General features: G+C 67.8%; 14 protein-coding genes. 10 read left to right on the top strand and 4 right to left on the bottom strand.

The window, feature by feature from the left end; genetic code table 11:
• The first annotated feature begins 2 nt into the window (after window positions 1–2).
• From ACP7EY_RS06585 to ACP7EY_RS06540, 10 genes are all read left to right on the top strand, one after another.
• Entirely contained in the window at window positions 3–1,328 is a 1,326-nt protein-coding gene (locus tag ACP7EY_RS06585) for an ABC transporter permease (RefSeq protein WP_426191716.1), read from the top strand.
• Between the two features lie 16 nt (window positions 1,329–1,344).
• On the top strand, window positions 1,345–2,589 hold the full coding sequence (locus ACP7EY_RS06580) for an ABC transporter permease (RefSeq protein WP_426191714.1): 1,245 nt from the start codon (window positions 1,345–1,347) through the stop codon (window positions 2,587–2,589).
• A gap of 55 nt (window positions 2,590–2,644) precedes the next feature.
• Window positions 2,645–4,000, top strand: a complete 1,356-nt coding sequence (locus ACP7EY_RS06575; protein ID WP_426191712.1) for a sigma-54-dependent transcriptional regulator — start codon at window positions 2,645–2,647, stop codon at window positions 3,998–4,000.
• Complete coding sequence (locus tag ACP7EY_RS06570; protein ID WP_426191710.1) at window positions 3,997–5,346, top strand: sensor histidine kinase; 1,350 nt, start codon at window positions 3,997–3,999, stop codon at window positions 5,344–5,346. Before ACP7EY_RS06575 ends, ACP7EY_RS06570 begins: the two co-directional genes overlap by 4 nt.
• A gap of 50 nt (window positions 5,347–5,396) precedes the next feature.
• Window positions 5,397–6,176, top strand: coding sequence for a spermidine synthase (locus tag ACP7EY_RS06565; RefSeq protein WP_426191708.1), 780 nt, complete (start codon window positions 5,397–5,399; stop codon window positions 6,174–6,176).
• Window positions 6,177–6,296: 120 nt separating this feature from the next.
• Window positions 6,297–8,759, top strand: a complete 2,463-nt coding sequence (locus ACP7EY_RS06560; protein ID WP_426191706.1) for a TonB-dependent receptor plug domain-containing protein — start codon at window positions 6,297–6,299, stop codon at window positions 8,757–8,759.
• A gap of 110 nt (window positions 8,760–8,869) precedes the next feature.
• Window positions 8,870–9,664, top strand: coding sequence for a class I SAM-dependent methyltransferase (locus ACP7EY_RS06555; RefSeq protein ID WP_426191704.1), 795 nt, complete (start codon window positions 8,870–8,872; stop codon window positions 9,662–9,664).
• Between the two features lie 152 nt (window positions 9,665–9,816).
• Window positions 9,817–11,145 (top strand): ABC transporter substrate-binding protein, encoded by a 1,329-nt coding sequence (locus ACP7EY_RS06550; RefSeq protein WP_426191702.1) that lies wholly within the window; start codon window positions 9,817–9,819, stop codon window positions 11,143–11,145.
• Window positions 11,146–11,190: 45 nt separating this feature from the next.
• The gene (locus tag ACP7EY_RS06545; protein ID WP_426191700.1) at window positions 11,191–12,882 is read left to right on the top strand and encodes a diguanylate cyclase; all 1,692 of its coding nucleotides are present in this window, start codon (window positions 11,191–11,193) and stop codon (window positions 12,880–12,882) included.
• Window positions 12,883–12,989: 107 nt separating this feature from the next.
• Complete coding sequence (locus ACP7EY_RS06540) at window positions 12,990–14,561, top strand: trypsin-like peptidase domain-containing protein (protein ID WP_426191698.1); 1,572 nt, start codon at window positions 12,990–12,992, stop codon at window positions 14,559–14,561.
• A 10-nt stretch (window positions 14,562–14,571) separates the two neighbouring features.
• On the opposite strand, the gene ACP7EY_RS06535 is transcribed toward ACP7EY_RS06540, so the two are convergent.
• From ACP7EY_RS06535 to ACP7EY_RS06520, 4 genes are all read right to left on the bottom strand, one after another.
• On the bottom strand, window positions 14,572–15,303 hold the full coding sequence (locus ACP7EY_RS06535) for an aspartate/glutamate racemase family protein (protein WP_426191696.1): 732 nt from the start codon (window positions 15,301–15,303) through the stop codon (window positions 14,572–14,574).
• A 98-nt stretch (window positions 15,304–15,401) separates the two neighbouring features.
• Window positions 15,402–17,024 carry a serine hydrolase gene (locus ACP7EY_RS06530; protein WP_426191694.1) on the bottom strand — a complete coding sequence of 541 codons (1,623 nt, stop codon included), beginning with the start codon at window positions 17,022–17,024 and terminating at the stop codon, window positions 15,402–15,404.
• Window positions 17,025–17,180: 156 nt separating this feature from the next.
• The gene (locus ACP7EY_RS06525; RefSeq protein WP_426191692.1) at window positions 17,181–18,713 is read right to left on the bottom strand and encodes a vanadium-dependent haloperoxidase; all 1,533 of its coding nucleotides are present in this window, start codon (window positions 18,711–18,713) and stop codon (window positions 17,181–17,183) included.
• A 178-nt stretch (window positions 18,714–18,891) separates the two neighbouring features.
• Window positions 18,892–20,460 (bottom strand): CehA/McbA family metallohydrolase, encoded by a 1,569-nt coding sequence (locus ACP7EY_RS06520; RefSeq protein ID WP_426191690.1) that lies wholly within the window; start codon window positions 20,458–20,460, stop codon window positions 18,892–18,894.
• Window positions 20,461–20,821 lie beyond the last annotated feature (361 nt).

The raw sequence follows: 20,821 nt of genomic DNA, 5'->3' as shown, positions 1-20,821 counted from the left end.
CCATGTTCTCCTACTACTTCACACTGGGCCTGCGCAGCCTGCGCCGCAACCCCGCCCTCACCGCCCTGATGGTGCTGACGCTGGCGATCGGCGTCGCCGCCAGCGTATCGACGGTGACGATTCTGCACGTCATGTCGAGTAACCCGATCCCGCAAAAAAGCGCGCGCCTGTTCGTGCCCCTGATCGACAATGGCCCCCTGCAGGGCTACAACCGGGCCGACCCGCTCACCAGCGACGAGGGCAACGCGCAATCGACCTATATCGACACCATCAATATGCTCAAGAGCGGCTACGGCGAACGGCGCGCGGCCATGTACGGCATCGGCGTGGCCATCGAACCGGCGCGCAAGGACCTGGCCGTCATCACCACCCAGGGCATGGCGGCCACGCGCGACTTCTTCGCCATGTTCGACGCGCCCTTCCTGTACGGCCAGCCGTGGAGCGAGCGCGATGACAAGGCCGGCGCCGACGTCGTCGTGCTCAGCCGCGATCTGGCCGAAAAACTGTTCGGCCAGGTCAATCCGGTGGGCCAGCGCATCCGCATGCGCGGCCAGGACTTCCAGATCGTCGGCGTATTGAACCAGTTCCAGCCGCGGCCGAAGTTTTTCCGCCTGGTGGGCGGCCCCGGCGCCTTCGCCAAGGAAGAAGATGTGCTGATGCCGTTTGCCAGCGCCGTGCGCCACGAGTTCGGCGTCAACGGCAGCATGGCCTGCCGCGGCAAGCGCGACGCCGGCTGGCAGGGGCTGCTGAACTCCGAATGCACGTGGATCCAGTTCTTCTTCGAGACCAGCACGGGCGCCCAGCGGGGCGAACTGCAAAGCTGGCTCGATGGCTACACCGACGAGCAGCGCAAGCTGGGCCGCCTGATGCGCCACGCGCCCAACCGCCTGTTCGACGTCATGGAGTGGCTGGCCTACCGCAAGGTGGTCGACAACGACAGCAAGCTGTCGGCCTGGCTGGCCTTCGGTTTCCTGGCCCTGTGCCTGGTCAACACGGTGGGCCTGCTGCTGGCGAAGTTCTCCGTGCGCGCCGCCGAAGTGGGCATCCGGCGCGCGCTGGGCGCCTCGCGCCGCGCCATCTTCCAGCAGTTCCTCACCGAGACGGCGGTGGTGGGGCTGGCCGGCGGCCTGCTCGGCCTGCTGCTGGCCTTCGGCGCACTGGCCATCATCGCCATGCAGTCCAGGCAGATGCAGGTGATCGCCCAGCTCGATCTGCCGATGCTGGCGCTGACGTTCGTGCTGGCGCTGCTGTCGGCGCTGCTGGCCGGCCTGATTCCCACCTGGCGCGCCTGCACCATCACGCCGGCCATCCAACTTAAATCGCAATAAAGCCCAGGACCTCATCATGGAAATCCGACCCATCCTCTCGGCGCTGCTGCGCAGTAAAACCGGCGCCATCCTGGTGGCGCTGCAGGTGGCGATCAGCCTGGCCATCCTCGCCAACGCCCTGCACATCGTCAACCTGCGCCAGGCGGTGGCGGCCCGTTCGAGCGGCGTCGCCGACGAGAGCACCCTGCTCTACACGGAATTGCGCCACCTGCGCGACGTCGACCACAACGCCCAACTGGCCCAGCAACAAGCAGAAGCGGCCGCGCTGCGGGCGATCGCCGGCGTCACCTCGGTGGCCATGGTCAACCAGTTGCCGCTCACGCAAAGCGGCTACAACACGGGGGTGGCGGCCGATCCCCGGCAGGAGAAAATCAGCGCCTCGACCTCGCACTATTTCACGCCCGATTCGATGGTGCGCACGCTGGGTCTGAAGCTGATCGAAGGGCGCGACTTCCGCCCCGACGAGGTCAAGGAAGTCGACAGCGACAAGGACGACGACGCATCCTCGTCGCCGCGCGCGTTGATCGTCTCGCGCGCGCTGGCGCAGAAAGTGTGGCCGAACCAGAGCAGCTACCTGGGCAAGACGCTCTATTACGGCACCGGCGCCGACGCCCAGGGCGGCCCGGTGGTGGGCGTGGTCGAGACCTTGCAGAGCCAGAGCGCGCAAGTAAGTGAGGAGGGTGAATTTTCCGCCATCATGCCCATGCGGATGACCAATGCCGGTGGCGTGATCTACGCCATCCGGGTCGAGGCCGGCCAGGTCGAGCGCCTGATGAAGGAGGTCGAGGCGGCGCTGCTGCGCACCAGCACCGACCGCATGATCGTGCGCGTCAAAAAAATGAGCGACACCCGCGCGGACCGCTACCGCGCCGACATCGCGCTGTCGTGGATGCTGGTGACGGTGAGCACCCTGCTGCTGCTCATTACCGCCAGCGGCATCGTCGGCATCTCCAGCCTGTGGGTGACCCAGCGCCGCAAGCAGATCGGCGTGCGGCGCGCGCTGGGGGCGCGCCGCGTCGACATCCTGCGCTACTTTTTGCTCGAGAACTTCATGATCACCAGCGTGGGCGTGGCCAGCGGCGTGCTGCTGGCGATCGGCCTCAATCAACTGCTGGTGTCGAACCTGGAAATGGCGAAACTGCCGCTCGACTACCTGCTCACGGGCGCCGTCGTGTTCTGGCTGCTGGGCGCGCTGGCGGTCTACGGGCCGGCCTGGCGCGCCGCCAGCATCTCGCCCGCCACCGCCACCCGCAGCACCTGATGGCGCGCCGCCGCCAGGCCCCGGCAATGACGCCACCGATGCTATGCTAGCGCCCATGCCCACCGTCCTGATCATCGACGACAACGCCGCCATCGCCATTGCGCTCGAGGTGCTGTTGTCCCTGCACGACATCAGCGCCATCAGCGCCGCCTCGCCCGAGGCGGGCCTGGCGCTGCTGGCGCGCCACCCCATCGACCTGGTCATCCAGGACATGAACTTTTCGCTCGAGACCACCTCGGGCGAAGAGGGCATCGCCCTGTTCCGCCAGATCCGCGCGCGCCACCCGGATTTGCCTGTCATCCTGCTGACCGCCTGGACCCACCTCGATGTCGCCGTCGACCTGGTCAAGTCCGGCGCCGCCGACTACCTGGCCAAGCCGTGGGTCGACGCGCGCCTGATCGCCAGCGTCACCAACCTGCTCGAACTGGGCCAGGCCAACCGCGCCCTGCACGAGCGCGTGCAGCGCGAGCGGCGCCACAAGCGCGAGCTCGAGAGCAGCTTCGATTTGCGCGGCCTGGTGTGGCGGGACGCCGCCATGGAAACCGTGCTCAATCTGGCCTGCCAGGTGGCGCGCGCCGACGTGCCCGTGTTGATCAGCGGCGCCAACGGCACCGGCAAGGAACGCATCGCCGAGATCATCCAGGCCAACTCGCCGGTGGCGCAAGGCCCGTTCGTGGTGCTCAATTGCGGCGCCCTGCCGGCCGAACTGATCGAGGCGGAGCTGTTCGGCGCCGACGCCGGCGCCTACACGGGCGCGGCCCGGGCGCGCGAGGGCAAATTCGAGGCGGCCGATGGCGGCACCCTGTTTTTGGATGAAATCGGCAACCTGCCGCTGGCCGGCCAAATGAAGCTGCTGCGGGTGCTCGAGACGGGCCGCTTCGAACGCCTCGGCTCGAACCGCGAGCGCCAGGTCAAGGTGCGCGTGATCAGCGCCACCAACGCCGACCTGGCGGCGATGATCCGCGCCGGTACCTTTCGCGAAGACCTGTTTTACCGTCTCAACCTGATCGAGCTGCGCCTGCCGCCCCTGTGCGAACGCAGCGACGACATCGTGCCGCTCGCGCACAGTTTTCTCAGTGGCGGCAAAATGCTCACGCCCGGCGCCGAGGCGGCGCTGCTCGCGCATGGCTGGCCGGGCAATGTGCGCGAGCTGAAAAACGTCATCGCCCGCGCCTGCCTGCTGGCCGCGGGAGAACGCATCGGCGCGGCCGACCTGGGCCTGCCGGCGCCGCCGCTGGCGCCGTCGGCGGCGGGCGTCAGCACGGCCGACGACGAGCCGGACCGCGCCCTGATCAGCGCCGCGCTGGCGCGCGCCAACGGCGTCGTCGCCCAGGCGGCGGCCGAACTGGGGCTGTCGCGCCAGGCCCTGTACCGGCGCATGGAGCGCCTCGGCATCGCCCGCCCCGCATGAGCGGAACAGCCGCCGCCAGGGGGCCGCGCCTGTCCCTGATCACGCGCTGGTCGGCGCTGGTGGCCACCCTGTCGGCGCTGGGCATCGTCATCGCCCTGGGCCTGGCGCAGCTGCTGCCAGGTCGTCCGGTGCTGGTGGCGGTGCTGTCAATGGCCTGCGTGGTGCCGCTTGCCGTCATCACCATCGGCGCCCAGCTGCAAGCGATGCTGTCGCTGTTTCGCGCCCTCGAGGGCACCGTCAGCAGCTACCGTGACGGCGACTTTTCCTTCAGCCTGCGCTGGCCGCACAACGATGAACTGGCCGACCTGGTGGCGGCCCATAACGCGCTGGGACAGGTGCTGCGCGAACAGCGGCTCGACCTGGCCCAGCGCGAACTGCTGCTCGACACCATGGTCCAAAACACCCCGGTGGCGATGCTGCTGGTGGCCGACGGCGGCGCCGGCCCCGCGCGACGGGCCATCGTGTATGCCAACCTGGCGGCGAGACAATTGCTCAACCGCGGCCACAAGCTCGAAGGCTTGTCGATGGAGGCCCTGCTAGCCCAGTCCAGCGCGGCCCTGCGCGAAGCGCTGGCGCGCAGCGGCGACGGCCTGTTCAGCACCGGCGACGGCGAATTCGAAGAGGTGTATCACCTGGCGCGCCGCCATTTTCAGCTCAACGGGCGGCGTCACGAACTGCTGCTGCTGCGCCAGCTGACGGTGGAATTGCGCCGGCAGGAAGTGCAGACGTGGAAAAAAGTCATCCGCGTGATCAGCCATGAATTGAACAATTCGCTGGCGCCGATGGCCTCGCTGGCCCACTCCGGCGCCGAACTGGTGCGGCGCGGCCAGGTCGAGCGTTTGCCGCAAATTCTCGCCACCATCGAGGAACGCACCCGCCACCTCGAGAGTTTCATCCTCGGTTACGCCAGCTTTGCCAAGCTGCCCACGCCGCGCCTGGACCAGGTCGACTGGTCCGCCTTCATCGCCCACCTGGCCACGCAGGTGCCGTTCACGCTGATCGCGCCGGCGCCGCCCGAGGCGGCCAACGTCGACGCGGCGCAGTTGCAGCAGGCCCTGCTCAACCTGCTCAAAAACGCCCACGAATCGGGCTCGCCCGCCGACCAGGTGGGCCTGCGCATCAGCCGCGTGCAGGACCTGGTGCGCCTCGAGGTGAGCGACCGCGGCGCCGGCATGAGCGAAGCGGTGCTCACGCACGCGTTGCTGCCGTTTTATTCGACCAAGCGCAGCGGCACCGGCCTGGGGCTGGCGCTGGCGCGCGAAATCGCCGAAGCGCATGGCGGGCGCATCACGCTGGGCAACCGCGACGGCGGCGGCCTGACGGTGACGCTGATCCTGCCTGCATAAGCGCACGCGCGCTCTGGTAAGATAGGCCTGCGCAGCTTCCCCTTCCTGTCATGTCCTCCAACGATTACCTCGCCGACGGCCGCTTCGAGCAGCCCGGCCATCCGCCCGCCACCGTCACCGAATTTCGCGGCGTGCGCTTTCTGCACCTGGGCACCTCGTGGGTGCAGGGCGCCATGCGCCTGAACAAGCCGGACGCCATCGAGCTCGAGTACATCCAGATGATGATGCTGTGGCTGCTGTTCACGGACGCGCCGCGCCACGTGGTGCAACTGGGCCTGGGCAGCGCGGCGCTGACCAAGTTCTGCTACCACCGGCTGCCGGGCGCGCGCGTGACCGCCGTCGAACTCAACCCCAACGTGATCGCCATCTGCCGCGCCCTGTTCGCCCTGCCGCCGGACGACGCGCGCCTGACGGTGCGCGAAATGGACGCCCTCGACTTCGTGCTCGACGGGGCCAACCACGGCAAGGTCGACGTGCTGCAGGTCGACCTGTACGACGAAGACGCGCGCGGTCCCGTGCTCGACACCGTCGAGTTCTACCAGGGCTGCCACGACTGCCTCACCGACGACGGCGTCATGACCATCAACGTCTTCGGCGAATTCGCCAACTACGACATCAACCTGCGCGCGATGGAAGACGTGTTCGACGCCGTCGTGTGGCTGCCCGAAGTGAGCGACGCCAACATCGTCGTGGTGGCGTTCAAAAAGGCGCCGCAGATCGACTTCAGCGTGCTGTTCGAACGGGCCGGCGCCATCAAGCGCAGCATGAACCTGCCCGCCAAGCGCTGGGTCGAAGGCTTGAAGGAGTGGATGCACGACCAGGCCGACTGATTGCCAACGCCGCCGCCGCCCACGCACAAGCGGGCATCGCGCGCGCCTCGCAGTTCTGCCAGCTAGCAACGGCGCGCGGCGCTCGCGTAGCCTGATCCGATCCCCCTATCGGAGAACGCCATGCGCAAGCGGACCGCCAGCACCATCATTTATCCGACCCTGATGGCGCTGGCCGTCTTGGCGGCGTGCGGCGCCGCCGCGGCACAGTCGGGCACGCCGGCCGGCACGGAAGCGCCGGCCACGGTGGTCGTGCTGGGCTCGCGCACCAGCGCCAAGAGCGCCCTCGACACCGCCGTCCCGGTGGGCCTGATCAACAGCCGCGAGCTGCAAACGGCGGGCCCCGTCGAACTGGGCAAGCTGCTGCAAACGCTCGACCCGTCCGTCAACTTCACCACCACCTTCATCAGCGACGGCACCGACATCATCCGCCCCGCCACCCTGCGCGGCCTGGGCCCGGACCAGCTGCTGGTGCTGATCAACGGCAAACGGCGCCACCAGCAGGCGCTGGTCAATGTGCAGCAAACCATCGGGCGCGGCTCGGCCGGCACCGACATCAACGCCATTCCGCTGGCGGCCATCCACCACATCGAAGTGCTGCGGGACGGCGCCAGCGCCCAGTACGGCTCCGACGCCATCGCCGGCGTCATCAACATCGTCCTCAAGCAGCAGTCGAACCAGACCCAGATGAGCGGCACGGTCGGCACCACCAAGGTGGGCGACGGCGACCTGGTCTCGGCCAGCGTCAACCAGGGCTTCGCGCTGGGCGACCGGGGCGGCTACCTGAACCTGACGGTGGAGGCGCGCCGGCGCGGCGAAACCAACCGCGCCGGGGTCGACACCCTGCGCGTCGATCCGCCGCGCGTGACCCAGCGCATCGGCGACAGCCTGGCCAAGGATGGCTACCTGTGGTGGAACGCCGCCGTGCCCACCGCCGCCACCAGCGAACTGTATGTGTTCGGCGGCATCTCCAGGCGGACCGGCGACGCCGCCGGCTTCTTCCGCTCGAAGGGCGACGGCCGCACCGTGCCGGCGGTCTACCCGGAAGGCTTCCTGCCCAATATCCTCACCACCGTCACCGATGCATCGCTGGCGCTGGGCTACCGGCGCGACCTGGAACAGGGCTGGAAGATGGACACGTCGGTCAATCTGGGTCGCAGCGAACTGGCCTTCCATGAACGCAATTCGATCAATGTCAGCTACTGGTATGAGCCCATCAACACCTGCGGCTGCACCATCTACGCCGCCTCGCCGCTGGAGGCCGACACGGGCACGCTGCGCTTCACGCAGGCCACCGTCAACCTCGACGTGCACGGGCCGCTGGGACCATGGCAGGCGGCGGCCGGCATCGAATACCGCCACGACAATTACCAGATCGAGGCGGGCGAGCCGGTGTCGTACCAGTATGGCCGCACCAACAATCCGGCCATCCGCATCCTCGACCAGACGGGCCAGCCGGCCGCCTCGGGGATGCAGGGCTTTCCCGGCTATACGCCCTCGAACGCGGTCGATGAAGGGCGCCACAACCTGGCCCTGTACCTGGACCTGGAGCGGCGCTTTAGCGAACGCTTCAGCGCGGGTGCGGCCCTGCGCACGGAAAAATACTCGGACTTCGGCACCACCACCACGGGCAAACTGAGCGCGCGCTTCGATCCCACCAGCGCCATCGGCCTGCGCGCCAGCGCCTCGACGGGCTTTCGGGCGCCCGGCGTGCAGCAGAAATTCTACAGCTCCGTGTCGACCAATCTGAACGCTGCCGGCGTGCTCACGGAAACGCTGACGGCCCGGGAAGGCAGCGCCGTCACCCGCGCCTTCGGCATCGCCCCCCTGAAAGAGGAGCGCTCGAAAAGCGCCAGCGTCGGCCTGGTGCTGCGGCCCGCGCCCAGCCTGTCGCTGACGGCGGACCTGTACCGCACCGACATCGACGACCGCATCGTTTTCTCGAGCAGCATCGCGCCCGAAGCGGGGCCGTGCGCAAGCGCCGCCGCCTGCCCCATCAAGGCCATCCTGGCGCCCCTGAAAGTGGGCCAGGCGCAGTTCTTCACCAACGCCATCGGCACCAGCACCAAGGGGCTCGACCTGGTCGCCGAACACACCAGCCGCGTTCAGGGCGCTCGCCTGGTGCTGACCGGCCAGCTGGGTTTCAATCGCACCGAAGTGACGGGCCGCCATTCGCAGTCGCCCGTGCTGACGGGCGCGCAGTTGTTCGACGACGCCCAGGTCACCCTGATCGAACGGGGCCAGCCGCGCAAGCACCACGTGGTGGCCGCCGACTACGGCGTGGGACCGTGGAACCTGAACGCCCGCGCCAATTATTATGGCGAAGTCCAGGGCCAGGGTTTCACGGCGCCGTTCATCCAGACCTGGGACGCCAAGTGGCTGGTCGACGCGTCCCTGCGCTACGCCATTTCGCCGCGCGTGAGCATCAGCGCGGGCGCCATCAATCTGTTCAACACCTATCCCACCGAGTGGGACAAGGTGCGCGCGGCGCCGTTTCCGCAACTGGGCTTTACCCGCTGCTGGGAGACCTGCCCGATCGGCCTGAATGGCCGATCGGTGTACCTCAAGCTCGATGTGACCTTGTAGGGGAGCGGCGGGGCGGCGCGCGCACGCTTCGCTTGACCTGGTCGCGCGCTTGACCGATGATCGTCCGCTGGGGGGCGCATGCCCTCCCCTCACCCCTCACCGGAGACACCATGAAACAACTGATCCTGGCCGCCATGCTGGCCGTCGGACTGTGCGGCGGCGCCCACGCCGCCGACGACGTCGCCCTCAAGGCCGCCGTTGCCGCGCCCACCCGCACACCAGCCAACGTGGCCCGCGACGGCGCCCGTCATCCTTACGAAACGCTGGCCTTTTTCGGCATCAAGCCCACCATGACGGTGGTCGAACTGTCGCCGTCGGGCGGCTGGTACACCGAGATCCTGGCGCCCTACCTGCGCGAAAACGGTGTGCTGATCGGCGCCAGCGAGGAAGTCGTCGAAGGCAAGCGCGCCGGCACCCAGTTCCGCGCCAAGGTCAACTCCAACCCCATCTACAGCAAGGTGCGGCTGGCGGTGTTCGAGCCCCCTGCCAAATATGCGATCGCTCCGGCCAACAGCGTCGACATGGTGCTGACCTTCCGTAACCTGCACAACTGGATCGAACTCGGTCCCGACAAGCTGGCCGAACTGCTCAAGAACGTGCACACCGTGCTCAAGCCGGGCGGCGTGTTCGGCATCGTCGATCACCGCCTGCCGGCGTCGATGACGCAGGACGCGACCGCGTCGACCGGCTACCTGCACCAGGCCTGGGTCATCAAGACGGTACAGGCGGCCGGCTTCAAACTGGCCGCCAGCGCGGAAATCAACGCCAACCCGAAAGACACGGCCGACCATCCGAAAGGCGTATGGGCGCTGCCGCCCGTACTGGCCAACAAGGATGACAAGCGCAGCGACTACCTCGCCATCGGCGAAAGCGACCGCATGACGCTCAAATTCGTCAAGCAATAAGTCGTTACGGCGGCGTTACAGGCGCCCTGCCCGCCGCCAAAACGGGCGTCCACGCAACGGTGGACGCCCGTTTCCAATAATCACTTGTGTAAAGGCAATTCCTGCAGCCATTGGTGCTATTCTGAGAAGGAACAGTATTGAGGATCTGCGTGGTGAAGCTCGTTTTAGTGGTCAATTCCGCGCCTGTCCGGCGCGTAGCAAGCGCGCTTGCGGTGGCGGCCCTGTGCCTGCTGGCCGCCTGCAAGCCCGCGCCCCAGGCGGCGGGAGAAGCCGAGGCGGGCGCGATCGCCGTTAGCGCGCCGGTCACCATCACGGCGCTGATCTGGGCCCCCGACTGGCCGCAGGAGATGCAGCGCATCGCCGCCGAATTTAGCCGCCTCAATCCGGACATCAAGGTCGACCTGCAGTTCATGATCGGTAACTCGGTCGAAGAGAACCTCAAGCCGAAGGTCGCCTCGCGCAAGCTGCCCGACCTGATGTCGGTCAATCCGAATCCGTATGCGGCCGAACTGGCCGACCAGGGCGTGCTGGCCGATGTCGGCGATGCGCCCGCCTGGCAGCGCCTGCGCCCCGGTCTGAAGGCGGACTGGATCTCGCCCAACGGTAAGCACTTCGGCGTCGCCGGCGGTGTCGCCGCCACCCTCATCTACTACAACAAGCGCATGTTCCGCGAGGCCGGCATCGCGACGCTGCCGACCGATTTCGCGCAGTTCCTCGACGTCTGCGAGCGCCTCAAGCGCGCCGGCTTCACGCCCCTGTACTGGAGCGGCGGCTTTCCCAATCTGATCGCCAACGGCGCCTTCAGCTTCGGCTTTGCCAACAACATCGTGCGCACCACGCCGGACTGGAAGGCGCGCATCGCCGACGGCACCCTGGCGCTCGACAACCCGGCCGGCGCCGACATCTTCGCCAAGCTGCACACGCTGGCCCAGCGCGGCTACACCCAGCCAGACATGATGCGCTCGGGGTACGCCGAAGGCATCAGCAGCTTCGTCGAAGGCAGGACGGCGATGGCGTTCCAGGGCACCTGGGCGGCCGGCAGCCTGCTCCATCCGGCCGGGTTCGACGTGGGCGTGTTCGTGCCGCCCTGGCACGCGCGCGGGGTGGCCAGCGTGCCCGTGATCGGCAGCGAGACCGGCTTCGCCGTGGGCGAAACGGTCAACAAGGCGCAAGCGCTGCGCTTTCTCGAATACATCAGCGGCGCCGGCTTCGCCATCCAGCAGAAAAAGCGCCAGAACATCACGCCGTTCACGACCGCCACCGGCGAGCAGCAGGGCGACCCGCAGATCCTCGCCTACCTGGCGCAGATCGAGCGGGCGCCCGTCACCGGCAGCCCGTATTACTCGATGCTGCCGGCCAACACCATCGACCTGCTGCACCAGCTGATCCAGGACGTGCTGTCGAACAGGCTGACGGCGCGGCAGGCGGCGCGCCGGCTCGAAGGGTCGATTCGTGACGAAGCGCACCGCAACAACAAATAACCAGGCAAGCCCGATAGCCCGATAGTGCAGAAACGAACCACCGCCGTGATCCAACGCCTCGCCGATTACCTGTCTTTGCATCTGCTGCGCCGGATTGGCATCCGCCGGCGGCTGTTGCTGGTGTTCGTGCTGCTGGCCTTGATGCCGCTGTTGATTTCGGGCGCCATCTGGTATGCCGATTCGACGGCGGCGATCGCCGAGCGCACGCGGGTGCTGTCGACCGAAGTGGTCAAGCAGGTGGCCAAGAACATCGGCGTCGCCATGGCCACGATCGAATCGGACAGCGAGGCGCTGGCGCTGTCCGAGCCCGTGCAGGAGAGCCTGCGCCAGTACGGCGGCGGCGACGAGGCGGCGATGACGACGGCGCGCCGGGTGCTCATGCGCGGCCTGCTCGAGCGCTATGGCTCGTCCGGCTTCGTCAGCCAGAAATACCTGCTCGACCGCGACAACCGCATCATCGACACCCAGGTGTTTTCCAGCCTGGGACGGGGCGTGCTGCAACTGGTCGAGCGTTCCCCCCGGATGCTCGGCCGGCCTTACTGGACGACCTTCGACACCAGCACGCCCGAACTGGTGCTGCTGCGCGACATCCACAGCACGTCGAACAACCGCCTGCTGGGCCACTTGTTCCTGGCCATCCGCCCCTCGTACTTCGCCGCCATCTTCGAAGACGTCGACCTGGGCCGGCGCAGCGATATCGCCGTAGTCGATGCCGACAGCGGCCGCGTGCTGGCGGGCGGTGGCGCGCCGGCAGCCCCACCGGCGCTCGCCGGGCAGCTGCGCCACGCCATCGACAGCGGCCGGCGCAGCGGCTTTCTGGCACACGGCGCCCAGCTGAGCGCCTACGCCCGCATCGCCGACACCAACTGGTTCGTCACCGGCACCATTGCCCGCAGCCGGGTCACCGACGAAGCGCGCGCCATGCTGGCCAACGGCGTGATCATCGGCCTGGCCGGCCTGGCCTTGTCGCTGGCGCTGTCGCTGCTGCTGGCGCGCAGCGTCGCCACCCCGCTGGCCGAGCTGATGGAGCGCATGCGCGCCAGCGCCGCCGGCGTGGCCGCGGCGCCGCTGGCGGCCGACGGCAAGGACGAACTGACGGTGCTGGCGCAGCAGTTCAACAGCATGGCGACGAGCCTGCAGCGCCACCAGGAACAGCTCGAACAGCGCGTCGCCGAACGCACGCGCGACCTGGCCGCCGTCAACGAGCAGCTCGCAGCGCTGTCGCGCACCGACGCCCTCACCAGCATCGCCAACCGCCGCCATTTCGACGACGTGCTCGAGCAGGAATTGCAGCGCGCCATCCGCGCCGGGCTGCCGCTGGCGCTGCTGATGATCGACGTCGATTTTTTCAAGAGCTACAACGACCACTATGGCCACCAGCAGGGCGACGACTGCCTGTGCCAGGTGGCGGCGCTGCTGCACGCGCATGCGCGCCGCGCCAGCGACCTGGCGGCGCGCTACGGCGGCGAAGAATTTACCCTGATCGCCGCCGCCACCGACGGCGCCACCGCCTTCGCCCTGGCCGAGGCCATCCGCGCCGCCATCGCGGCCTTGCAGATGCCGCACCAGGGCTCGCCCACGGGCGTGCTGACGGTCAGCATCGGCGCCGTATCGCTGCTGCCGACGGCTGCCACCAGTGCGGCGCAGTTGCTCAGCCTGGCCGATCAGGCCATGTACCGCGCCAAGGAACAGGGCCGCAACCAGGCGGTGCTGTCGACGACGCGGCTGCGTCCATGAATGGCGTACCGGTCGATGCCATCGCCCCTTCTTGCCAGGCGCAGGTCCGTGTATATTTGCTGCTGCCGCCATGTGGCGGCTTGATTAATCCGACGAGAACATCGACCATGCTTCGACTTGTAGCTGTACTGATCATGGCAGGCGCCAGCTTCGGCGCCGCCGCCCAGTTGCCCGCGCCCACGGCGCTGCCCGTAGCGGCCACGCCGGCGCCCACCGCCAGCGCCAGCGAAGTGGCCGCGCCGATCGCGCCGAACATCGAAAACGCCGTCGTCAAGGTGTTCTCCACCCTGCGTGCGCCCGATCCTGGCAAACCGTGGAGCAAGGCGGCACCGCAGGATGTGACGGGGTCGGGCGTGGTCATCGAGGGCAAGCGCATCCTCACCAACGCCCACGTGGTCGGCTACGCCAGCCAGGTGCAGATCCAGGCCAGCCAGTCGGGCGACAAGATCCCGGCGACGGTGGTGGCGATCGGCCGCGGCATCGACCTGGCGATCTTGAAGCTGGACGATGAATCGTTCTTCGACACCCACCCGCCCGTCAAGCGCGCCAGCCTGCTGCCGGACGTGCGCGAAGCGGTGTTCGCCTACGGTTACCCGACCGGCGGCAGCTCGCTGTCGATCACCAAGGGCATCGTCTCGCGCATCGAATTCGTGCCCTACAACTTCGGCAATTCGGGCCTGCGCATCCAGATCGACGCGGCCATCAATCCCGGCAACAGCGGCGGCCCCGTGATCGCCGGCGACCAGATGGTGGGGCTGGCCTTCGCCGGCGCCAACGGCGCGCAGAACATCGGCTACATCATCCCCAACGAAGAAGTCGAACTGTTCCTGCGCGACGCGAAGGACGGCAAGTACGACGGCAAGGTGGGCATGTTCGACGACATCCAGACGCTGGAAAACCCGGCCCTGCGCGCCTTTCTGAAACTTGACCGCACGGTCGAGGGGGTGGTGGTGCACCGGCCTTATTCGAGCGATCCGGCGTATCCGCTCAAGGAATGGGACGTCATCACCAGGATCGGCAACGACGCCATCGACAATCAGGGCATGGTCAAGCTGGGTCCCAGCCTGCGCGTGCGCTTTCAATACCGCGTGCAGCAACTGGCGCGCGATGGCAAGGTGGCGCTGACGGTGGTGCGCGGCGGCCAGGTCGTGGCCGTGCAGTTGCCGGTCGGGCGCGCGCGCAAACTGCTGATCAGCGATCTGGGCGGCGGCTATCCCTCGTATTTCATTTATGGCCCCATCGTGTTTTCGCGCGCCTCGGCCGAGTTCCTCGGTGGCGTCGCCAGCAATGCCAACGTCATGCAGGCGCTGGCCTACAACGCCAGCCCGCTGGTGACGCGCCGTGGCGAAGAGCCTGACGCCCTGCGCGAAGAACTGGTGATCGTCACTGCACCGTTCTTCCCCCACAAACTGGTGACGGGCTACAGCAACCGTTTCGGCTCGGTCATCTATTCGATCAACAAGGTGCCCGTCAAAAGCCTGCGCCACCTGGTGGCCCTGCTGCGCGACGCGAAGGACGAACTGATCGTCATCCACTTCGACCAGCGATCCGGCGAAACCATGGTCTTGCCGCGCCAGGCGATGCTCGAGGCGACCGAGGCGATCCTGACCGACAACGGCATTCGCCAGCAAGGCTCGGCCGACCTGATGGAGGTATGGACGGGCAAGGCGAAGCTGTAAGCAGGCCCGCTCAGGCGCCCGCTGACAGCGCGCGCAGCACGGCCGCGCTGGCGTGCAGCGCCGTCGTGTCGTACAGCGGCACGGGGCTGTCCTGCTGCCCCACCAGCAGCATGATTTCGGTGCAGCCCAGCAGGATCGCCTCGGCGCCGCGCGCGACCAGGCGTTCGATCACCTGGCGATACGCCTGGCGCGAGGCGTCGACGACGCGCCCCTGTACCAATTCGTCATAAATAATCCGGTGCACCGTCGCCCGGTCCGCCGGCGCCGGCACGATGACATCGAGTCCGTGCTGGCGCGCCATCCGTCCCGTATAAAAATCCCCCTCCATGGTGAAGGCGGTGCCCAGCAGCCCGACCCGGCGCAGTCCGGCCGCCTTGATGGGCGCGGCGGCCGTATCGGCGATGTGCAGCAGCGGCAAGTCCACCGCCGCCTCGATGTGCGGCGCGGTGATGTGCATGGTGTTGGTGGCGATGACGAGGAAGTCGGCGCCGCCCCGTTGCAAGCGCTGCGCCGCATCGACCATCAAGTGGGCCGCCTCGTCCCAGCGGTCAGTACGCTGCAGCACTTCAATGTCCGCGAAATCGAAGGACCACATCAGGCAGCGCGCCGAGTGCATGCCACCGCGCCGGCGCACCACCTCTTCATTGATCAGGCGATAGTACTCCGCCGAGCTTTTCCAGCTCAAGCCGCCGATCAGGCCGATCACTTGCGTGGCGGGGGTGGGTGCGATCAAGGGTGACATCGGCGCGCCTTCGTCCAGATTGGTGACAGAGCCTGAGTGTATGTTAGTCAAGATAGCGTGGCAATTGGCCCTGCATAAAACGGATCGCGCCGCTGGCCTCATTCGGCCTTCTTCACCTTCACCGGCACCAGGTTCAGGTCGGCGAAGTCAAAGCTGAAATCGGTCTCCGTCGAAATCGGCGCCATCTTGATACGCTCGATGCTGCCGTCCGGGTTCAGCGCAAATGTGACGTAGGCGTCGGCGTTGAAATTGCGCTCTTTCCAGCGCACGATGAAGGTGTCGTGCTGGAAGTGCTCGAGCGGGCCGCTCAGGTCCGGCGTGCGCGAAAAGCGCAGCATGTGCTTGCCGCCCTCAGGCGTGATCGACACCTTGCCGTACCAGGCGTCCACGTAGTCGCCGTCGTAGGCCGCCAGCGGCAGCGAGGGCTGCGACTTGCCCACCCGCCGGCCCGCTTCCTTGGCAATCCTGGCCAGTTCCTTGTCGTGCGCTTCTTGCGTGACGGCGCCGAAGCGGCCGATCCAGTCGGTCGGGGCGATCGCCAGGAACTGGTCGAGAATGCGGTACTGCAGAGAGGCCATGGCCGGGCCGCTTTCGGCGTTGGTCAGGATGGCGATGCCCAGCTTCGCCTCCGGCACCAGCGTCACCTGCGAATAAAATCCCTGCAGCGCGCCGCCGTGGGTGGCCAGCTTCATGCCCTTGTAGTCCTTGAGCTCGAAGCCCAGGCCATAGGCGCGAAAGTTCGGCCGCGTTGCCGCCAGCGCCGGCTTCGGTTCGGCGATGCGGATCGGCGTTTGCGCGGACCACATTTCACGGCTGCGCGCCTCGCTGAACAGGCGCACGTCCTTGCCCTGCGCGTCCTTGCCGGCGTTGGCCAGCTTGCCGGCGTCGAGCAGCACCATCATCCAGCGGGCGATGTCCTCGGCGTTGGTGTTGATGCCGACCGCGCCGGCGCCGTTCGGCACCGGCATCGACTTGACGGCGGCGATGCGGTCGTCGATCCTGGCGTGGGCATTCGACTGGTTCAGCACGCCGGCGCTTTCGGCCAGGCTGGTCGTCGTCGTGCGCATGCCGACCGGGGTCAGGATGCGCTCGCGCACCGTCTCGCCCCAGCTCTTGCCGGACTTGCTGGCGATGATCTTGCCGGCGGCGATATACAGCAGGTTGTCGTAGGCGTAGCTGTTGCGAAAGCTGGTGGCCGGGCGGATGTAGCGCAGCTTTTCGATGATCTCGTCGGCGGTGAACGTGGTGGTGGGCCACCACAGCAAGTCACCGGCGCCCAGGCCCAGGCCGCTGCGGTGGGTCAGCAGGTCGCGCACCGTCATTGCGTGGGTGACGTAGGCGTCGAACATCTGGAAATCGGGCAGGTGGCGGGTGACCGGGTCGTCCCACGCCAGCTTGCCCTCGTCGACCAGCATGGCCAGCGCCACCGCCGTGAAGGCCTTCGAGTTCGACGCCACCTCGAACAGGGTCTGGCCGTCCACCGGCGCCGGCTGGCCCAGCTTGCGCACGCCGAAGCCGCGCGCGGCGACGACCTTGCCGTCCTTGACGATGGCGATTGCCATGCCGGGCACGTCGAAAGTTTTCATCGAGCGCAGCACGTCCGCCTCGAGGTTGAAGGCGGGCGCTTCGGCGGTGGCGGCGGCCGGCGCGGCAGGCACGCCCTGGGCGAGCACGCCGGTGGCGGTAAAGGCCAGCAGCAGCGCTGCGGCGAGACGGTTCATGGATGGCACGGGCGGGTTCCTCGATTCGGGTCGGTGGCGCTGCGCCGCTGGCACACATGCGGCGGCCCAGCGGGCGCGAGCAGAATAGCATTTTCGGCAGCGCCGCGAAAGACGCTGCCGCAGTCGGTCATGCTGGCCGCCTCGCCCTGCCCGCGCTTAATTTGACGGCCGCACCAGCCCGTGGTTGACGACGTAATCGGCCACCCGCCTGCCGGTGGCGCTGCCCTCGGTTTTGTCAAAGGCCCAGTGCACGCCCAGGTAAATGCGGCTCTGGCCGTTTTCTTCTTCCGCCTGCGACAGCGAACTGAAACTGCGCGGCAGCAGCGGGCGCACGTGCCCACGGTTGTCGCGGGTGATGCCGTTGAACTCGTCGGAGACGAACGTGAACGCGGTGTTCTCGCCATACAGGCGGCGCAGCACCTGGAAGGTGGCGCTGCCCAGTCCCGCGTGGCCGGAGGTGTAGGCGGGGAACGGCGGCGTAAAATTTGGCCCCATCAAATTGCTGGCGGGCGCGCCCAGCGGGGTCCAGCCGGGGTCGCCCACGGTGGCCGGGTTGCCGTCGCCCAGGCCGCTGGGGCCGCTGCCGGGACCGGCCTCGCGCACGGCGGTGACGGGGCGCCAAAAATCGGCGGCGTACTTGGTGTCCCAGACGGCGATGGTGGCGTCGGCGATGGCCACGTTCACCAGCGCCAGCGCGCGCGCCAGTTCGAGCGGATCGCCCGTGCGCCGCAAGGCCAGTTGCAGGGCAATCTGGCTGTACAGGCGGGGCGGCGTGCCGATCCAGGCAGTGCCGTCATAGGCCCAGTAGATGCCGATGCGGGTTTGTTCGGCGGTGCGCACGGTGGGCGTATGGATGCCGTCGCCGCCCAGTTGCCGCACTTCGTTGAAGGCGCGCGTGTAGGCCTCGCTGGTCAGCGGCGGCGGCGGCGGCGCGCGCAGCGGCGCCACCGAGGCCAGCACGAACGGGCGCACCCGACCCCAGTAGGCGCCCAGTGCGATGCCGATGCGGCTGACCGGGTCGGGCCGCCACTGGCCGGGCGCGGTGCCGGGGAAATAGCCCTGGCCGACCACCGGATCGTCGTCGTAGGCGCCGTCGTTGGCGCGCAGGGCGAGGATGGCGGCGGCGGCGCGGCGCCCCACATCGATGCCATTGAGGGTGGCGCGCCCGGCCGGCAGGCGCGCCAGGTCGGCGCTCAGCCAGGCATCGATGCGCGCCGCCTGGCGCGGGTACAGGCCGACCAGGGCGTCGTGCGCGGCGCTGGCGATGGCGGCGTCTTTCGAACTGTCGGCGAAGGCGGGCAACGCGCCGCTGTAGCCGGGGTAGCGACGGCAGATGGCGTTGACGGCATCGTAGATGGCGAGGTGGACGATGGCCAGCGCGCGGCTGGAACGGGTGGGCCCCAGCTGCTCGGCGTCGCGCTCGAGGCCGGCCTGCGCGGGCGCCGTGTGATCGTAGGCCACCACCTGCCAGGCCAGGTTGGTCCAGTAGGCAAAGCGTGCGGCGGCGGCGGCCCCGGGCGGCGCCTGGTAGCGCAGCGGCAGTTCGGCCGTACCCGGCTGGGTGAGGTACTGGGGATCGACGTCGCGCGGCCCGGGCGGACGGTGCTTGCCGGCCGTGGCGCTGGTGACGGATGGCAGCAAGATGCAAAACAGTACAGCGCGAAACACGGTGCTGGCAGTGGCCTTCATGGTGACGCTCCTGTCGAAAGTCGAAAGTCGATGGCGTGGCGGCGTAGCCGACAAGTGCGGCAGCTAACACCTTGTCAACGAGCGTACGGAATCCGGCGGTGCATGCGCAAGGCGAACCGGGCGTGGGTTTGATCACGCCCAGACGAGATGCTGTTCAGTATCTAAACGGGGCCTGCCATTAGTCAGCGGCAAGTGCCGTCTGCTGCACCCAGATCGGCGCCGACCACAGCAGATTGCCGTCCGCCTGGGTCACCCGGGCATAATAAAAATGCGCGCCGATCGATGGCACGATGGTCAGCCCGGCCTGCGTCGCCAGCGTGGTGACGCTGCCGTTGCGGCCCGGCACGCCCTCGATGATCGCCACGGACGCCGGGCGCTGGCCGGCGCTGCTGGTGTAGCTGGCCAGCAGCTGCAAGGGGCCGCTGTTGGTGATGCGTTCGCCCATGATGTGACCATTGGCGGTGAACAGCAGGGCGGCCCCCTTGTCCATGGTGGCAAATACCCGGCGCGCGCGCAGGGCGTCGAGGAAGGTGGCCTGCGTGAGGGTGTCGCCGACGCGCAGCAGCACGCCGGTGCGGTTGGTGTAGGACATGCCCCAGTTGGCGCAATGGTTGTCCTGGTTGCTGCTCAAGGCCACGTGATAGCCCGCCTCGAGCAGACCGTTGCAGGCATTTTCATAATTGCTGCGGCGGCTTTCAGTCTCGTCCTCGCTGACGGAAAAGGCGTGCGTGTTGACCACTTCGCACAGCACCATGACGGCGTCGCCATCCTCGGTGTAGGCGAGCGGCTTGCCGTCGATGACGAACTGGCCGCTGCTGGCGGGGTGATTGAACTGGCCGATCCAGCCCCGTTGGCGCATGGTGGCGTACAGGGCGCCGTAATCGCCTTTCGGGGTGGCGACATCGGCCAGCAGTTCGCCGGCGCCGTTGCGCTCCCAGCCGGGCAAGCCGTCGGCATTGAAAATGTTCAGGTGGCCGCCCTTGTCGATCACCCCCCACTCGGTGGCGTAGATGCCGAGAAAGCCGGGGTGGGCGCGGTTGTAGTCGGCGGCGGCGGCCAGGCCGGCCTGGTACAGATCGCGCACGCTGGCCGGCGTGGCACCGGCATTGGTGCCGGTGCCACCGTCGTACAGGTGATTGTGCTCGGAGGCGACGAGGACGTCGAGGCCGTGACGGTCGGCGTAGGCGAACGCCTGGGCGGGACCGAGGGGCGAACTTTGCGGCGCCTGCGCGCCCTGGCAGCTGGTCAAAGGCCCGCCACCGTCGCTGTGGCCGGTCTGGCTGTGCAGGTTGCCCAGCACGATCTGCCAGGGCGACGGCGCCATGCCCAGCGGCGGCGGCATGGCCGGCGCGGCGACGGCGCCCACGGCGATCTGCCAGCTTTGCACGACGGTGTCGGCGACCAGGGTGGCGCGGTAGTGGCCGGCGGGAGCGGCGGCGCGGGGGTCGGCGAGCCGGCCATCCCAGGCCACCTCGATCGTCACCGGGGGACCGGACAGCAACTGCGCGCCGCGCCAGGTCTTGACGACGCGCCCGTCTGCGGCGGCCAGCTCGAAACGCCAGTCGACCGTCAATGGCTGCATCAGCGGCTGCGTGAACGGATGCTCGAGGACGATGGTGAACGTGCGCGCGTCGCTGCCGGGCACGCCCCGGTAGGGCGCCCGCAGGGTGGCGTCGAGTTCATCATGGTCGGCGGCGGCGCTGGTGGCCGCGGCCAGCAACAGCACGAGAAAAGAAACGGGGCGCATGCCTGGCTCGCGTGGGAGGGGATCGAATTTTCATGATCCCGACTTGGCAAGTGGACAAGTTGACGCGGCAGGGGCGACGCTGCCATCTTGACAATTAAAGATTGCGATTGCTTAATTTATTGGCAAGCAATGGCCCCGCCACGCCCAAAAAAATGGCGCTTTCACCGTTACCGTGAAAGCCCATTAGCGTAAGCACGCACCATCCAAGCCCACCCCGCGATGGGTTCGAGGCGAGCGCCGGATCCGACCCCTCGTTTCGGCGCTTGTATCAGGCGTTAGCCGGTGGCGCGCTCTGTCCGGGCCACTGACCGATCACTTTGAGTTGCCGGATCCAGCGCGGTGCATTTTTCCTGGCACTCAT

It is taken from the genome of Massilia sp. DWR3-1-1, from assembly GCF_049898325.1.
Lineage (GTDB): Bacteria > Pseudomonadota > Gammaproteobacteria > Burkholderiales > Burkholderiaceae_D > JAFCUW01.
The sequence above is the reverse complement of the archived record's forward strand: the minus strand, read 5'-3'. Positions and strand labels throughout refer to the sequence as shown.

Coding starts and splice junctions, on each gene's coding strand:
- ACP7EY_RS06555 (WP_426191704.1), top strand. CDS start 8,870: ATGAAACAACTGATCCTGGCCGCCATGCTGGCCGTCGGACTGTGCGGC.
- ACP7EY_RS06565 (WP_426191708.1), top strand. CDS start 5,397: ATGTCCTCCAACGATTACCTCGCCGACGGCCGCTTCGAGCAGCCCGGC.
- ACP7EY_RS06535 (WP_426191696.1), bottom strand. CDS start 15,303: ATGTCACCCTTGATCGCACCCACCCCCGCCACGCAAGTGATCGGCCTG.
- ACP7EY_RS06520 (WP_426191690.1), bottom strand. CDS start 20,460: ATGCGCCCCGTTTCTTTTCTCGTGCTGTTGCTGGCCGCGGCCACCAGC.
- ACP7EY_RS06570 (WP_426191710.1), top strand. CDS start 3,997: ATGAGCGGAACAGCCGCCGCCAGGGGGCCGCGCCTGTCCCTGATCACG.
- ACP7EY_RS06560 (WP_426191706.1), top strand. CDS start 6,297: ATGCGCAAGCGGACCGCCAGCACCATCATTTATCCGACCCTGATGGCG.
- ACP7EY_RS06525 (WP_426191692.1), bottom strand. CDS start 18,713: ATGAAGGCCACTGCCAGCACCGTGTTTCGCGCTGTACTGTTTTGCATC.
- ACP7EY_RS06530 (WP_426191694.1), bottom strand. CDS start 17,024: ATGAACCGTCTCGCCGCAGCGCTGCTGCTGGCCTTTACCGCCACCGGC.
- ACP7EY_RS06540 (WP_426191698.1), top strand. CDS start 12,990: ATGCTTCGACTTGTAGCTGTACTGATCATGGCAGGCGCCAGCTTCGGC.
- ACP7EY_RS06585 (WP_426191716.1), top strand. CDS start 3: ATGTTCTCCTACTACTTCACACTGGGCCTGCGCAGCCTGCGCCGCAAC.
- ACP7EY_RS06580 (WP_426191714.1), top strand. CDS start 1,345: ATGGAAATCCGACCCATCCTCTCGGCGCTGCTGCGCAGTAAAACCGGC.
- ACP7EY_RS06575 (WP_426191712.1), top strand. CDS start 2,645: ATGCCCACCGTCCTGATCATCGACGACAACGCCGCCATCGCCATTGCG.